12 protein-coding genes and 1 pseudogene are annotated in these 13696 nt (G+C 75.3%); 8 read left to right on the top strand and 5 right to left on the bottom strand.

Going from position 1 to position 13696, the window contains the following annotated elements; translation table 11 throughout:
• The 3 genes and pseudogenes from FHL80_RS25860 to FHL80_RS23760 form a co-directional block, all read left to right on the top strand.
• Positions 1 to 1202 (top strand): annotated as a pseudogene (locus FHL80_RS25860) (hypothetical protein); the annotation flags it as partial.
• Positions 1203 to 1265: 63 nt separating this feature from the next.
• On the top strand, positions 1266 to 2456 hold the full coding sequence (gene rlmN, locus FHL80_RS23765; protein WP_216871002.1) for a dual-specificity RNA methyltransferase RlmN: 1191 nt from the start codon (positions 1266 to 1268) through the stop codon (positions 2454 to 2456).
• Entirely contained in the window at positions 2453 to 3178 is a 726-nt protein-coding gene (locus FHL80_RS23760) for a VIT1/CCC1 transporter family protein (protein ID WP_138735800.1), read from the top strand. The genes rlmN and FHL80_RS23760 overlap by 4 nt, the downstream gene beginning before the upstream one ends.
• A 7-nt stretch (positions 3179 to 3185) precedes the next feature.
• Here the strand turns inward: FHL80_RS23760 and FHL80_RS23755 are convergent, their stop codons facing one another.
• From FHL80_RS23755 to FHL80_RS23745, 3 genes are all read right to left on the bottom strand, one after another.
• Complete coding sequence (locus FHL80_RS23755) at positions 3186 to 4181, bottom strand: LCP family protein (protein WP_138735799.1); 996 nt, start codon at positions 4179 to 4181, stop codon at positions 3186 to 3188.
• Positions 4182 to 4183: 2 nt separating this feature from the next.
• Complete coding sequence (locus FHL80_RS23750; protein ID WP_138735798.1) at positions 4184 to 5077, bottom strand: LAVTG motif-containing sortase-dependent surface protein; 894 nt, start codon at positions 5075 to 5077, stop codon at positions 4184 to 4186.
• Between the two features lie 343 nt (positions 5078 to 5420).
• Entirely contained in the window at positions 5421 to 5741 is a 321-nt protein-coding gene (locus tag FHL80_RS23745) for a DUF2631 domain-containing protein (protein ID WP_138735797.1), read from the bottom strand.
• A gap of 85 nt (positions 5742 to 5826) precedes the next feature.
• Between FHL80_RS23745 and dxr the strand changes: the two genes are divergently transcribed.
• From dxr to FHL80_RS23720, 5 genes are all read left to right on the top strand, one after another.
• Positions 5827 to 7029 carry a 1-deoxy-D-xylulose-5-phosphate reductoisomerase gene (gene dxr, locus FHL80_RS23740; protein ID WP_138735796.1) on the top strand — a complete coding sequence of 401 codons (1203 nt, stop codon included), beginning with the start codon at positions 5827 to 5829 and terminating at the stop codon, positions 7027 to 7029.
• Between the two features lie 10 nt (positions 7030 to 7039).
• Complete coding sequence (locus FHL80_RS23735) at positions 7040 to 8389, top strand: M50 family metallopeptidase (RefSeq protein ID WP_246078919.1); 1350 nt, start codon at positions 7040 to 7042, stop codon at positions 8387 to 8389.
• A gap of 17 nt (positions 8390 to 8406) precedes the next feature.
• Positions 8407 to 9561, top strand: coding sequence for a flavodoxin-dependent (E)-4-hydroxy-3-methylbut-2-enyl-diphosphate synthase (gene ispG / locus FHL80_RS23730; RefSeq protein WP_138735794.1), 1155 nt, complete (start codon positions 8407 to 8409; stop codon positions 9559 to 9561).
• A 37-nt stretch (positions 9562 to 9598) separates the two neighbouring features.
• Positions 9599 to 10450, top strand: a complete 852-nt coding sequence (locus FHL80_RS23725; protein WP_138735793.1) for a GNAT family N-acetyltransferase — start codon at positions 9599 to 9601, stop codon at positions 10448 to 10450.
• 163 nt (positions 10451 to 10613) lie between these two features.
• Entirely contained in the window at positions 10614 to 12539 is a 1926-nt protein-coding gene (locus FHL80_RS23720) for a penicillin-binding transpeptidase domain-containing protein (protein WP_246078918.1), read from the top strand.
• Positions 12540 to 12558: 19 nt separating this feature from the next.
• Here the strand turns inward: FHL80_RS23720 and FHL80_RS23715 are convergent, their stop codons facing one another.
• Together FHL80_RS23715 and FHL80_RS23710 are read right to left on the bottom strand one after the other, a co-directional pair.
• Positions 12559 to 13017, bottom strand: coding sequence for a ferritin-like domain-containing protein (locus FHL80_RS23715; protein ID WP_138735792.1), 459 nt, complete (start codon positions 13015 to 13017; stop codon positions 12559 to 12561).
• Between the two features lie 30 nt (positions 13018 to 13047).
• Entirely contained in the window at positions 13048 to 13578 is a 531-nt protein-coding gene (locus tag FHL80_RS23710) for a hypothetical protein (RefSeq protein WP_138735791.1), read from the bottom strand.
• Positions 13579 to 13696 lie beyond the last annotated feature (118 nt).

Here is a 13696-nt window from a genome sequence, read left to right as displayed (position 1 = left end):
ACGCCCCGACCGGGGTCCCGCCGGTGACCTCCGCCCGGCCCCTGCCGACCCGGATCGAGGCCGCCCTCGACGAGCTGCGCGAGGAGGAGCTGGCTGCCCAGCGTGCCGCTGACGCGCAGGCGGCCGCCCAGTTGGCCGTCTGGGAGGAGGCCATCCGCGCCGGAGAAGCGCTGGCGGAGCGTGCCGCGTCCGCGGTGCCCGAGCTGCCGCCCGTCGAGCCGGTCGTCGAACCGCCGCCCGTCGAACCGCCGCCCGTCGAGCCGCCGCCCGTCGAGCCGCCGCCTGCGGGCACCGCCGTCGTCGCGGCGGATCCCGATCCGCCGGTGTCCGACGCCCCCGTCGTCCGTGCCGCGCCGCCCCGCGGGCCGCTGCGCAGGCGGCTGCTGCTGCCGCTGGCCGTGCTCCTGGTCGCGGGCCTGCTGGCGGGCTTCGCGTTCACGACCGCCTCGTCCGGCGACGGTGCCGAGGTGGCAGCGTCCGAGCGCCAGACCGCCACCGCCGCGCCGACCACCGCCGCGCCGACCACCGCCGCGCGGACCCCCGCGGCGGTCCCTGCCGCGCCGCGGAGCTCCGCGCGGCCGGCCGGACCCCCGGCGGTGCTCCCGCCCGCCGAGGTGCCCACCGTCACCGGACCCGCCGGGACGACCCCGCCGGAGACGCCGGCGCGCGCCCGTGGGACCACCCGGGCGACCTCCGCGGCGACCACTGCGGCAGGCGCCCGGGTCCTGCTCCCCGCGGCCGCCGCCACAGTTCCCGCAGCGGTCGCCCCGGCCGGCACGCCGGTGCGCGCGAGCGGGGTCCGCCCACGGCCGGGGGGCGCCACCGGTGCGGCGACCCCGACCAGGGCACCGACGCCGACGCCGACGCCGACGGCGACCCCCACGCCGACCAGCACCCCGACCAGCACGCCGGCGCCGACGCCCACCGCCACATCGACCCCGACCGAGACGGCGACGCCGACCGAGCCCGCGATCCCGACCGACGACGGGCCGACCGAGGAGCCGGGCTGCCCGGTCGCCGGCGGCGGGCAGGGCACGGGCGACACCGCGGCCGCCGGGACAGCGGCCTGCGCCGAGGAACCCGGCACCGGCGACGAGCCCGGCACGGGTACGAGCCCCGGCGACGGTGACGGCGAAGGCGACGGGCCGCCGGTCGTCCCGGCGGACCCGGCGACCACGCTGGCCGGTGTCCGGGTCGGCTGACCGCCGCTCCCGGGAGGCACGTCACTGTCGGCGACCCGGCCACGGGCCGCGGGGAGTGGGACCATGGACGACGCCATGACTGCCCTGCCGCTCGTCTTCGACGCCCCGCGCCGCACCAAGCCGCCCCGCCACCTCGCCGACCTCACCCGGGACGAGGCGCGGGCGGCGGTCACCGAGCTCGGCCAGCCGGCGTTCCGCGCCGACCAGCTCGCCCGGCACTTCTACGCGGGCGTCACCGACCCGGCGCAGATGACCGACGTCCCGGCCGCCGCCCGGGAGGACCTCGCTGCCGCACTGCTGCCCGGGCTGCTGACCCCGGTGCGGCACCAGTCCGCCGACGGGGGGCGCACCCGCAAGACGTTGTGGCGGCTGCACGACGGCGCCCTGGTGGAGAGCGTGCTGATGCGCTACCCCGAGCGCGCCACCGTCTGCATCTCCAGCCAGGCCGGCTGCGGCATGGCCTGCCCCTTCTGCGCCACCGGGCAGAGCGGTCTGACCCGCAACCTCTCCGCCGCCGAGATCATCGGCCAGGCGGTCGCCGCAGCCGCGGCGATGGCGAACGGCGAGATCCCGGGCGGACCGGGCCGGCTGTCCAACGTCGTCTTCATGGGCATGGGCGAGCCGCTGGCGAACTACGCCCGGGTGCGCAAGACGCTCGACGCCCTGCTCACCCCCGCTCCCCACGGGCTGGGGCTCGCGCAGCGCTCGGTGACCGTCTCGACCGTCGGGCTGGTCCCGGCGATCCGCAAGCTCACCGAGGAGGGGCTCAACGTCACCCTCGCGGTGAGCCTGCACGCCCCCGACGACGAGCTGCGCGACACCCTGGTGCCGATCAACACCCGCTGGAACGTCGGCGAGGTGCTCGAGGCGGCCGATGCGTACGCCCGCCGGACCGGCCGTCGCTACTCCATCGAGTACGCGCTGATCCGCGACGTCAACGACCAGCCGTTCCGCGCCGACCTGCTGGGCAGGCTGCTGGCGAAGCGGCTCGCCCACGTCAACCTCATCCCGCTCAACCCGACCCCGGGCAGCCAGTGGGACGCGAGCCCGCTCCCCGCGCAGCGCGAGTTCGTCGCCCGGCTGCGGGCGGCCGGTGTGCCGACCACGGTGCGGGACACCCGGGGCTCGGACATCGACGGTGCCTGCGGGCAGCTCGCGGCCGCCGACCAGGTGGACGGCGTGCCCAGCGTCGCCGTCCCGGTGCCCGCGGTCGAGGAGGGCGTGGCCCTCGGGGCCGAGTCGGACCAGGGATGACCGGGCCAGGGGAGCAGCTGGAGCGCGCCGAGGCCCATCCGCACACGCACTCCGACGTCGCCGGCGGCTGGCTGCGCGCCGCGGTCTTCGGCGCCATGGACGGGCTGGTCACCAACACGGCGCTGGTGGCCGGTGTCGGGGGCGCCGGGGCGGGCTCGCACGCGGTCGTCCTGTCCGGAGTCGCCGGGCTGGCCGCCGGTGCCATCTCGATGGCGCTGGGCGAGTACACCTCGGTGAGCACCCAGAACGAGCAGCTGGACCTCGAGGTCGCCAAGGAGCGCCGGGAGCTGGCCGTGAACCCGGCGGGGGAGCAGGCCGAGCTCGCCCAGCTGTGGCGGGACCGCGGACTGGAGCCCGACCTGGCCGACGCGGTGGCCGAGCAGCTGTCCCGCGACCCGGATCAGGCGCTGCGCGTGCATGCGCTCAACGAGCTGGGCCTGGACCCGGAGGACAAGCCCTCGCCGATGACGGCGGCGGTCTCCTCGTTCCTCTGCTTCGCGGTGGGGGCGCTGATCCCGCTGCTGCCCTACCTGCTCGGCGCGCCGCTGTTGTGGCTGGCGCTGCTGTGCGGCGGTGCGGGCCTGGTCGCCGCCGGCGCCCTCTCGGCCCGGTTCACCCCCCGGCCGTGGTGGTCGGCGGGCCTGCGCCAGCTGCTGTTCGGCGCGATCGCCGCCGGGGCGACCTACCTCATCGGTGCTGCGATCGGCAGCGGCCCCGGCTGATCGGGGGTCAGTGCTCGCAGGACATGCCGGCGGCGCGCACCGCGTCGCTGGTGGCCCGCACCGGGAGCCGGGCGATAGCGGTGCCCAGCGGTTCGCCGACCGGGAGCACCTGCACCGCGGCGAGGTCGGCCCGGGCCAGGGACGCCAGCTCCGTCACCGACGTGTCCGGGTCGACCCGGACGGCACCCGAGGCGGCCCATGCGGTCCCTTGCAGTCGCCACGGCCGGACCGCGGCACCCCGGATCTGACCGACCAGGGCGGACAGCACGGTGCCGGCTGCCGTCGCCCGGCCGTCCGGGTCGACCGGGGCCGGGACCCACGCCCGGTCGACGAGGTGCTCCGGGTGGCGGGAGCGCACCATGGCCAGCGCGGTGACGCCGTCGACGTGCTGCCGCCCGCCCTCGGTGAGCTCCAGGCCGGCCGGCTCGTCGCGGACGGGCTCGGGGACGTCGACGTCCAGGCCGCCGGCGGCGTCGACGACGCCGGCGAAGCCCGCCAGGTCGACGGTGACCAGGTGGTCGGTCGGGATGCCCAGGCTGCACAGTGCGCCGACGGTCACCTGCGGGCCGGCCAGCCAGGACAGGGCCAGCCGTTCCGGTCCGCGGGGGGTGACGGCCAGGACGTCGCGGGGGACCGACAGCACCGACGTGCCGTGGTCGCTACGGTGCACGACGACCACGACGTCGGCGCGGGTCCCCGGCACGTCGTCGGCGGTGCCGAAGTGCGCCACGTCGGCGCCCGCAGGCAGGTCCGTCCGCGAGTCCAGGCCCAGCAGCACCCACGTGCTGCCGTCGGCGCCCCCGGCGCCCCGGGTCAGGTCGACGTCGAGGTGGTCGACCCGGGACGTGATCAGCGCGCCGTCGGCCAGCACCGCCAGGACGACGACCACCAGGGCGGCCAGGACGATCCGGATGCCGCGCCTTCGGGGACCCCGGTTGCCGGGACGCGCCGAACGCCGGCCAGGGAGACCCTGGCCGGCGTTCGAGGTGTGCGGTGCGGTCATGCTCAGGCCTGCGTGGTCCTCGCGGCCCGGCGACGGGTGACGACCAGTGCGCCGCCACCGGCGACCAGCAGGCCGGCGCCGAGCGCCAGCGGCAGGCCGACGTTCGCGCCGGTGTAGGCCAGCGAGCCGGAGGAGGCGGTCGTCGTGCCGGCGGCGACGACGATGGTCTCCGAGTAGTGCGTGCCCGCGTCGCCGTCCAGGACCAGGTGGTGGGTGCCGATCGCGGTGCCGGCCGGCAGGGTGAACGTGGCCGTCACGACGCCGTTGGCGTCGGCGTCGAACTCGCCCAGGACGACCGGGTCGGAGTGCAGGACGAGGGTGACGTGCTCGAAGGGCTGGAAGCCGGTGAACACCTTGGTGATCTTCGCGCCCGGGGTCGCCGTGGCGGCCGAGGTCGTGCTGCCGGTGCCGGCGGTGTTCGCGGCCGGGTCGGTGCTGCCCACGACGGAGGGAGCTGGGGTCGTCGGCGCGGGAGCGGCCGTGCCCGGAGCGGTCACGCTGATGGCGACGACCGGGTAGGGGGTCACCTGCTCGCCGTACTCGGTGCCGCACGCGGCGATCAGCTCGTGGGGGCCGGCCACGGTGTCGGCCGGGAAGGACACCGTGATGGACCAGGTGCCGTCCTCGTCGGTGTAGTCGCCGAAGACGGCCTCGTCGATGTTGTCGGTGTCGGCGTCGCTCACGATGGCGACGACCGCCGGGTCGGTCGGGTCGACGGTCGTGCAGTCGGTGCCGGAGACCTGGAACTCGGTGCCGGCGACGACGGAGGCCGGAGCAGTCGGAGCGGGCAGCGTCTCGGCGGCGAGGGCGGCCGGGGCGAAGAACAGGCCGGCGGTGGCCGTGCCGAGGGTGAGCCCGGTTGCGACGACGGCGCGGGGGCGGGACATGCGGCTCATCTGGTCCTCCGTGGAGTGGGCGGCTCGGGCGTCCCGGCCTGCTGAGCGATGTCTATCGGAACGGGACCGCACGAACTCAACGGATTCACAGCGACACGTCAGGAGTCGCCACAGGACTACACTCGGGCCACAGACGTCACATGGTGCCGAGGGGTGCACTGTCGAGATCCGGCGTCCCGGGTGAACGGGATGGCACATCTCACCCGCAGTGCGTCGAAGATCCCCGCGGAGTCGTCGTGGAGATGTGCCGAACGACGTCACGACAGGGACCGCCGCCAGCCCGGGAACGCGACGAGGCCCGCTCCCCGGGTGGGGAGCGGGCCTCGCGGCGGTCGGTGCGTGCCTACCGGGAGCGCCAGGCGTTCTTCCGGCGGCGGCCGTCCCAGATGAGCGAGATGAGGATGAGGAGCGCGGCCCCGATGATCCAGAGGTCCTCGACGTGGCCGCGGTGGTTGCCGAAGATCAGCGTCAGAAGCAGGACGATCATGACGTAGCCGGCGATCCGGCCGGCCTTGCCCGACTCGCCGTGCCAGCCCCAGTCCTCGGGGCGCTCGTGCGTGATCGGCGTCTCGCCGGCCCGGACGATGCCCTCCTCGCGGGTGGACTGCTCGATCACCCTGGCGCTGGTCTGGTTGCCCTGGCCGCGGCCGCTCGCGTCGCTCACCGGCCCATGATGACAGGCCCGCGCCCGGGGCACAGCGCGACCCGGCCATCGGCCCTCCGGAGGTCGCCTGGGAGAGGATGTCCCGGTGAGCGAGCCGCGCGAGGTCACCGTGCTGGGGTCGACCGGGTCGATCGGGCGGCAGGCGATCGCCGTCGCCCGGCAGAACCCGGGGCGGCTGCAGGTCACCGGGCTGGCGGCCGGGGGCGGTGACGTCGCGCTGCTGGCCGAGCAGGCGCTGAGCCTCGGCGTCCGGACGGTCGCGGTCGCCCGCGCCACCGCCGCGCAGGACCTGCAGCTGGCGTTCTACGCCGCCGCCCAGCAGCGCGGCTGGGCGCAGGGCAACTACACGCTCCCGGAGATCCTGGCCGGCCCGCGCGCCGCCGAGGAGCTCGCCGCCCGGCCGGCCGACGTCGTCCTCAACGGGATCACCGGCTCGATCGGGCTCGGGCCGACCCTCTCCGCGCTGCGCGCCGGGCGCACCGTCGCGCTGGCCAACAAGGAGTCGCTGGTGGCCGGCGGCGACCTGGTGACGGCGGCCGCAGCGCCCGGACAGCTGGTCCCGGTGGACTCCGAGCACTCCGCGCTGGCCCAGTGCCTGCGGGGTGGGACCCGCGGCGAGGTCGCCCGGCTGGTGCTCACCGCCAGCGGCGGTCCGTTCCGCGGCCGCTCCGCCGCCGAGCTCGCCGGGGTCACCCGGGAACAGGCCCTGGCCCACCCCACCTGGGACATGGGACCGGTGGTGACCATCAACTCGGCCACCCTGGTCAACAAGGGCCTGGAGCTGATCGAGGCACACCTGCTCTTCGACGTCCCCTACGCCGACATCGACGTCGTGGTGCACCCGCAGTCGATCGTGCACTCGATGGTGACCTTCGCCGACGGCGCCACCATCGCCCAGGCCAGCCCGCCGGACATGCGGCTGCCGATCGCGCTGGCACTGGCCTGGCCCGACCGGCTCCCCGAGGTGCAGCCGGCGCTGGACTGGTCGGAGGCGAGCACCTGGGAGTTCATGCCGCTGGACTCCGAGGTGTTCCCCGCGGTGCGGCTCGCCCGGCAGGCGGGGGAGGCCGGCGGCGTCGTCCCGGCCATGTTCAACGCGGCCAACGAGGAGGCGGTCGCCGCATTCGCCGCGGGACACCTGGCGTTCACAGCCATCGTGCAGGTCATCGCGCGTACCTTGGACGCCGCGCCGGACCTCGGCGCACCCACCTGCGTCGAGGACGTGCTGGCCGCTGAGAAGTGGGCCCGGGAGCACGCCCGCGTCGCCATCGGCGGGGACACCAGATGAAGGAGCTGAGCTGAGCGGGTTCCTCCTGACGGTCCTCGGGATCGTCGCCTTCGCCGTCGGACTGCTGTTCAGCATCGGCTTCCACGAGTTCGGCCACTTCTCCTGGGCTCGGAAGTTCGGCATGCGGGTGCCCCAGTTCTTCGTCGGCTTCGGGCCGACGGTCTTCTCCCGACGGTTCGGCGAGACCGAGTTCGGCATCAAGGCCGTGCCGCTGGGCGGCTACATCCGGATCGTCGGGATGATCCCGCCGGCGGAGGAGGGCGAGAGCAAGCGCGCCACCCGGATGCGCAGCTTCATCGCCGAGGTCCGCGGCCAGGCGCTCAACGACGTACTGCCCACCGACGCCGACCGGGTCTTCTACCGCAAGCCCTGGTGGCAGCGGGTCATCGTGATGTTCGCCGGGCCCTTCCACAACCTGCTGCTCGCGGTCGTGTTCTTCAGCGTCGTCCTGGTCGGCTTCGGCATCCCGGGGACGACGACCACCATCGGCTCGATACCGGAGTGCGTGCTGCCGGCCACCTCGACCTCCACGACCTGCCCCGACGACGCCGCGCCCTCACCGGCGGCCGCGGCCGGGCTGCGGGCCGGCGACACGATCGTCGCGGTCGACGGCCGGCCGGTGTCCCGGGTCGCCGACACCGGCCGGGGCGACGCAGTCACCGGCTGGTCGCAGGTCCAGGCCGCCATCCGGGACAGCATCGACGCCCCCGTCGTCCTCACCGTGGAGCGGGAGCAGGACGGCGCCACGCGGCAGCTGGACCTGACCGTCACCCCGATCGCCAACAGCGTCTACGTCGACTCCGACGACGACGGCGAGGTCGACGGGACCCGGACGGTCGGCTACGTAGGCGTGCAGGCGGCGCAGACCTACGTGCAGCAACCGATCACCGCCGTCCCCGGCTTCCTCGGCGACACCCTCGCCCGGTCGGTGGACAAGCTGGTGGAGATCCCGCAGCGCGTGCCCCAGCTGTTCCGGGCGACGTTCATGGGTGAGGAGCGCGACCCCCAGGGGCCGATCGGCGTGGTCGGCGTCAGCCGCATCTCCGGTGAGGTGTTCGCCCTCGACGACTTCACCACCACGGAGAAGATCAGCACGTTCTTCTCGCTGCTGGCCGGGATGAACCTGGTGCTCTTCCTGTTCAACCTGGTGCCGATCTACCCGCTGGACGGCGGGCACGTCGCCGGGGCGCTGTACGAGAAGGCGCGGTCGACCGTGGCCCGGCTGCGCGGCCGCCCCGACCCGGGCCCGTTCGACATCGCCCGGCTGATGCCCGTGGCCTACGTCGTCGCCGGGTTGTTCCTGGTGCTCAGCGGCATGCTGTTCATCGCCGACATCGTCAACCCGATCACCTTGCAGTAGTGGGAGACTGAACGACTGTGACTGTCTCGCTGGGCATGCCCGCCTCTCCGCCGCCCGTCCTCGCCCCCCGGCGGAAGACCCGCCAGCTGGACGTCGGCGGCGTCGGGGTGGGCAGTGACTCCCCGGTGAGCGTGCAGTCGATGTGCACCACCAAGACCGCCGACATCAACGCCACGCTGCAGCAGATCGCCGAGCTGACCGCGTCCGGCTGCCAGATCGTGCGGGTCGCGGTCCCCGACACCGACGACGCCGACGCGCTGCCGATCATCGCCAAGAAGTCGCAGATCCCGGTCATCGCCGACATCCACTTCCAGCCGCGCTACGTCTTCGCCGCCATCGACGCCGGCTGCGCCGCCGTCCGGGTGAACCCGGGCAACATCAAGAAGTTCGACGACAAGGTCGGCGAGATCGCCCGGGCCGCCAAGGACGCCGGCATCCCCATCCGGATCGGCGTCAACGCCGGCTCGCTGGACCGCCGGCTGCTGGCCAAGTACGGCAAGGCGACGCCGGAGGCGCTGGTCGAGTCCGCGCTCTGGGAGTGCTCGCTGTTCGAGGAGCACGACTTCCGCGACATCAAGATCTCGGTCAAGCACAACGACCCGGTGGTCATGGTCCGCGCCTACGAGCTGCTGGCCGCCCAGTGCGACTACCCGCTGCACCTGGGCGTCACCGAGGCCGGCCCGGCGTTCCAGGGCACGATCAAGTCCGCGGTGGCCTTCGGTGCGCTGCTCTCCCAGGGCATCGGCGACACCATCCGGGTCTCCCTCTCCGCCCCGCCCGCGGAGGAGGTCAAGGTCGGCAACCAGATCCTGGAGTCGCTGAACCTGCGCCAGCGCGGCCTGGAGATCGTCAGCTGCCCCTCGTGCGGCCGCGCCCAGGTCGACGTCTACACGCTCGCGAACGAGGTGACCGCCGGCCTGGAGGGCATGGAGGTCCCGCTGCGGGTGGCCGTCATGGGCTGCGTCGTCAACGGTCCCGGCGAGGCCCGGGAGGCCGACCTCGGCGTCGCCTCCGGCAACGGCAAGGGTCAGATCTTCGTCAAGGGCGAGGTCGTCAAGACCGTGCCCGAGTCGCTGATCGTGGAGACGCTGATCGAGGAGGCCATGCGCATCGCAGCCGACCAGGTCGCCGCCGGCACGCCCTCGGGCGCTCCGGTCGTCACCGTCTCCTGACCCGGCCCGGACAGGTCGAGGCGACCCGGGAGCCGGCGTGCTGCGATCGGTCCAGGCCCGGGTCCTGGACGCCGACGACGAGGTGGCAGTCCGGGACCTGCTCGGCCTCGACCCGGTGGGCACCTGCATGCTCGCCGGCCGCATCGAGACCCACGGCACGGCCGTGGCGACCCTCGGCGCACCGCTGTGGGGCCTGTGGTCCGGGAGCCGGCTGGACGCCGTCTGCCTGGCCGGCGCCAACCTGATCCCGTTCGCCCGGCCGGGCGCGGAGCGTGCGGCCGCGGGGGCCTTCGCCGAGCGGGCACGCCGGGCCGGGCGCCGCTGCTCGACGATCGTCGGACCGGCGGCCTCGGTGCTGCCGCTGTGGGAGCTGCTGGCACCGGTGTGGGGCCCGGCCCGGGAGGTGCGCGCCCGCCAGCCGCTGCTGGCGATCGAGGGTCCGCCCGCGGTGCCGGTCGAGTCGCGGGTCCGGCCGGTGCTGCCCGGCGAGCTGGACACCCTGCTGCCGGCCGCGGTCGCGATGTTCACCGAGGAGGTCGGCGTCAGCCCCACCCGGGTGGACGGCGGCGCGGCCTACCGGGCGCGGGTCTCGGAGCTGGTGCGGGCCGGGCAGTCGCTGGCCTGGATCGAGGACGGCCAGGTGCTGTTCAAAGCCGACGTCGGTGCGGTCTCCCGGGCGGCCTGCCAGCTGCAGGGCGTCTGGGTGGCCCCGCAGTTCCGTGGGCAGGGGATCGGCCAGCGGGGGACGGCGGCGGTCGTCGAGTACGCCCGGACGGCGATCGCGCCGGTCGTGAGCCTCTACGTCAACGACTACAACCGCGCCGCCCGGGCCGCCTACGACCGCGTCGGCTTCCGGCAGGTGGGCACCTACTCCTCGGTCCTCTTCTAGGAGGACCCCCTCGCCCCCACCCGCTCGCAAGCTCGCGGGCGGGCCCCTACGAGGGGGCCGTTCCATCCCCTCACCAGCCCCCCACGCCTCGCAAGCTCGACGCGGGCCCCTGCACCGAGGCCGGGTGCGCGGCCGGGTCGCCGTCGTCTGCGAGGGTGGGTGGGTGCGCAGCAACTCGGGGTTGAGGACGTGGAGCGGGGCCGCCCGCAGGGCGACGACGGGCGGGATCGCGGTGCTCCTGCTCGCGCCGGTGCTGGCCGGCTGCTCGTCGGACCCGAGCGACGACGTCCGTGCGGCCGCCCAGGCCTTCCTCGACGACTGGACCGCCGGCAGGACCGACGCCGCGGCGGGGCTCACCACCGACGCCGCGGCCACGAGGACGCTGCTCGACCAGACCGCCACCGACCTCCCGGACGCGACGCTCGCCGCCGACCTGGGCGACGTCACGGTGGACGACGACACGGCGACCGTCGCCTGGCGGGCCACCTGGGACCTCGCCGCGTCCCCCGACTGGAGCTACCCCGCCAGCCTGTCCCTCACCGAGGCCGGCGACGGCTGGCAGGTCGTGGCGGCGCCCACCGTCGTGCACCCGGACCTGGGGGAGGGGCAGCACCTGGTGCTGAGCCGGTCGCTCGCCGAGCGGGCGCCGATCACCGACGCCACCGGGGCCCCGCTGTTCACCGAGACCGAGGTCGTCAACGTCGGGGTGGACAAGTCGAAGGTCACCGACCTGCCCGCGCTGGCCGGCGGCCTGGCCGCGGCGACCGGTGTCTCCGCCGAGGAGATCACCGCCGACGTCACCGCCGCCCCGGACGGCCAGTTCGTCCCGGTCATCACGCTGCGCCGACCGGACTTCGAGGCGATCCGGGCGCAGGTCTTCGACCTGCCCGGTGCGGTCTTCCCGACCAGCACCCGGCTGCTGGCCCCGAGCTCGCGCTTCGGGCTGGCGCTGCTCGGCCGGGTCGGGGACGCCACGCAGGAGGTCATCGACGAGACACCCGGTGACGACGGCGAGCCGCTGTTCGCCGCCGGGGACGACCTCGGGCTCTCGGGCCTGCAGCGCGCCTTCCAGGCCCAGCTGGCCGGGACGCCGGGCTTCACGGTGAGCGTGGCGAGCAGCGACGAGACCGTCGACGACGCCGGCGAGGTCATCGACACCGTCGACCCGGTGCCCGGCACGCCGGTCCAGACGCCGCTGGTCCCCGCCCTGCAGAACGCCGCGGACGCCGCCGTCGCGACCCAGCCCCTGGCCACCCACCTGGTCGTGGTGCGGCCGGGCACCGGCGACGTGCTGGCGGTCAGCTCGAACGAGGCGGCCAACCCGGCCAACGCGCTGTCCGGCCAGTTCCCGCCCGGGTCCAGCATGAAGACGATGACCGCGACGGCGCTGCTGGGTGCCGGCGCCCTCACCCCCGCCTCCCCGGTGCCCTGCCCCGGGACGACGACGGTCGAGGGCCGCGAGTTCGAGAACGAGGACCAGTTCGACCTGGGCACCGTGCCGCTCATCGAGGCCTTCGCCGAGTCCTGCAACACCACCTTCATCCAGCAGGGGCTGACCCTGCCCGACGACGCGCTGGCGGAGGCGGCGGCCTCCTACGGTGTCGGCAGCGACTGGCAGCTGCCGGTGGGCATCTTCAGCGGGGACGTGCCGGCGGACGCGACGGGCACCACCAAGGCCGCCGACCAGATCGGCCAGGGGCAGGTGCTGATGAGCCCGGCGCAGATGGCGCTGGTCGCCGCCGGCATCGCCAGCGGCACCCCGGCCGCGCCGGTCGAGGTCGTCGGCGCGGCTCCCGCCGGCGCCGCGCCGACCGGCCCGGCCGCGGCCGTGCTGGACCAGCTCCGGCCGATGATGCGCCAGGTGGTGCTCACCGGCACGGCCACCGCGCTCACCGACCGCGGCGACGTCCACGGCAAGACCGGCACCGCGGAGTTCGGCGACAAGACCCCGCCGGACTCGCACGGCTGGTTCGTCGGCTACCGGCTGGGCGGCCCGCAGGGCGACCTCGCCTTCGCCGTCCTGGTGGAGGCCGGGCAGTCCAGCAGCGTGGCGGTCGGCGTCGCCGACGCCTTCCTCGGCGCCCTGTGAGGGGAACGGGGGTCCTTCTTCAGGTGGCGGGGAGGCCGGGGAGGGCGGTGGTCGGGGGTCGGCCGGCCGCGGTGCGCCAGCCCACCGCGCGCAGCTCCGCGGCGGACAGCGCGGTCACCGCGAGCTCCCGGGTGCTCCGCTCGGTCGCCTGGTCCAGCACCCAGGTCCACGCCTGCGACGTGCCGTCCTCGAGGGTGACCGCCAGCCCGGCGGCGTCCGCCGCGGTGCGCACCGGCACGGGCAGCGCGTAGCCGGCCTCGGCCGGCACCGGCTCGACCCGCCGCGAGGTCAGCAGCGCGGCCACGGTGTCCCGGAGGTCGCGGTGCGCCTCCTCGGCGTCGACCACCGGGGCGCGGCCGTCGGCCGGCGTGGCCGCACCGACCACCCCGTAGCCCCAGACGGCCGTGTGCGCAGCGGCCAGCGCGTCCTGCAGGGCGGCGTCCTCCGCTGCGGTGGGTGAGGGTGTCTGGTCAGCCATGTCCGTCCCGTCCGTGCGCTGCTCGACCGGTCATGCCGCCAGCTGGGTGGCCTGGCCGCGCAGCCCGGCCGCGATGCTGCCCAGCAGCGCCGCCCGGCCGCCGCTGAAGCCCGGGCACGCGCCGGCGTGCGCGTCGGCCGCCGCGGTCACCTGGGACTGCAGGTACGTCCGGGCACCGGCCGGGTCCAAGCCCGGCCCGGCCGACGACGACGCGGCGCCGCTGCTCGCCGCGGCCCCGGGCGCAGCGGCGCGCAGCCGGTCCAGCTGCGCGCGGGCCTGGTCGGCGAGGGCCGGCACGGCGGCAGCCAGGTCGGGGTCGACGGCGGAGGCGCGCGCGTAGGCGGCGACGACGGCCTCCTGCACCTGGACCTGCGCGGCCAGCTGGTCGACCTGCGCCGGGGTCACGGCGTCGGCGTCGTCCGCGGTGCTGGTCGTGCAGCCCGTGGCGGCCAGTGCGGTGCCGGCGAGCGCCGCCAGCAGCAGGCTGCGCCGGGAGAACGGCCGGTGCAGCGCGGCGGCTCCGGGGGGCGTGGTGGGGGGATCGGACGGCGGTTCGGACATCGTGGCCATCCTCGCAGCCCGCCCGCCGGACACCGGCAGCACGCACCGGCGAGCCCGGGCCTTCCGCGGGCGGGTGGGACCGCCGGGGTGGGCGGTAGCCTGACGGTCCACCCGCAGC

Source organism: Modestobacter excelsi (assembly GCF_005930495.1).
GTDB classification, from domain to species: domain Bacteria; phylum Actinomycetota; class Actinomycetes; order Mycobacteriales; family Geodermatophilaceae; genus Modestobacter; species Modestobacter excelsi.
Note: the sequence above shows the minus strand (reverse complement) of the source record. Positions and strands in the feature narration are given on the sequence as shown.

What these genes read in the sequence shown, in the direction of transcription:
- rlmN (WP_216871002.1), top strand. Translation starts at nt 1,266, where the DNA reads ATGGACGACGCCATGACTGCCCTGCCGCTCGTCTTCGACGCCCCGCGC.
- FHL80_RS23715 (WP_138735792.1), bottom strand. Translation starts at nt 13,017, where the DNA reads ATGGCTGACCAGACACCCTCACCCACCGCAGCGGAGGACGCCGCCCTG.
- FHL80_RS23760 (WP_138735800.1), top strand. Translation starts at nt 2,453, where the DNA reads ATGACCGGGCCAGGGGAGCAGCTGGAGCGCGCCGAGGCCCATCCGCAC.
- FHL80_RS23755 (WP_138735799.1), bottom strand. Translation starts at nt 4,181, where the DNA reads ATGACCGCACCGCACACCTCGAACGCCGGCCAGGGTCTCCCTGGCCGG.
- FHL80_RS23750 (WP_138735798.1), bottom strand. Translation starts at nt 5,077, where the DNA reads ATGAGCCGCATGTCCCGCCCCCGCGCCGTCGTCGCAACCGGGCTCACC.
- FHL80_RS23710 (WP_138735791.1), bottom strand. Translation starts at nt 13,578, where the DNA reads ATGTCCGAACCGCCGTCCGATCCCCCCACCACGCCCCCCGGAGCCGCC.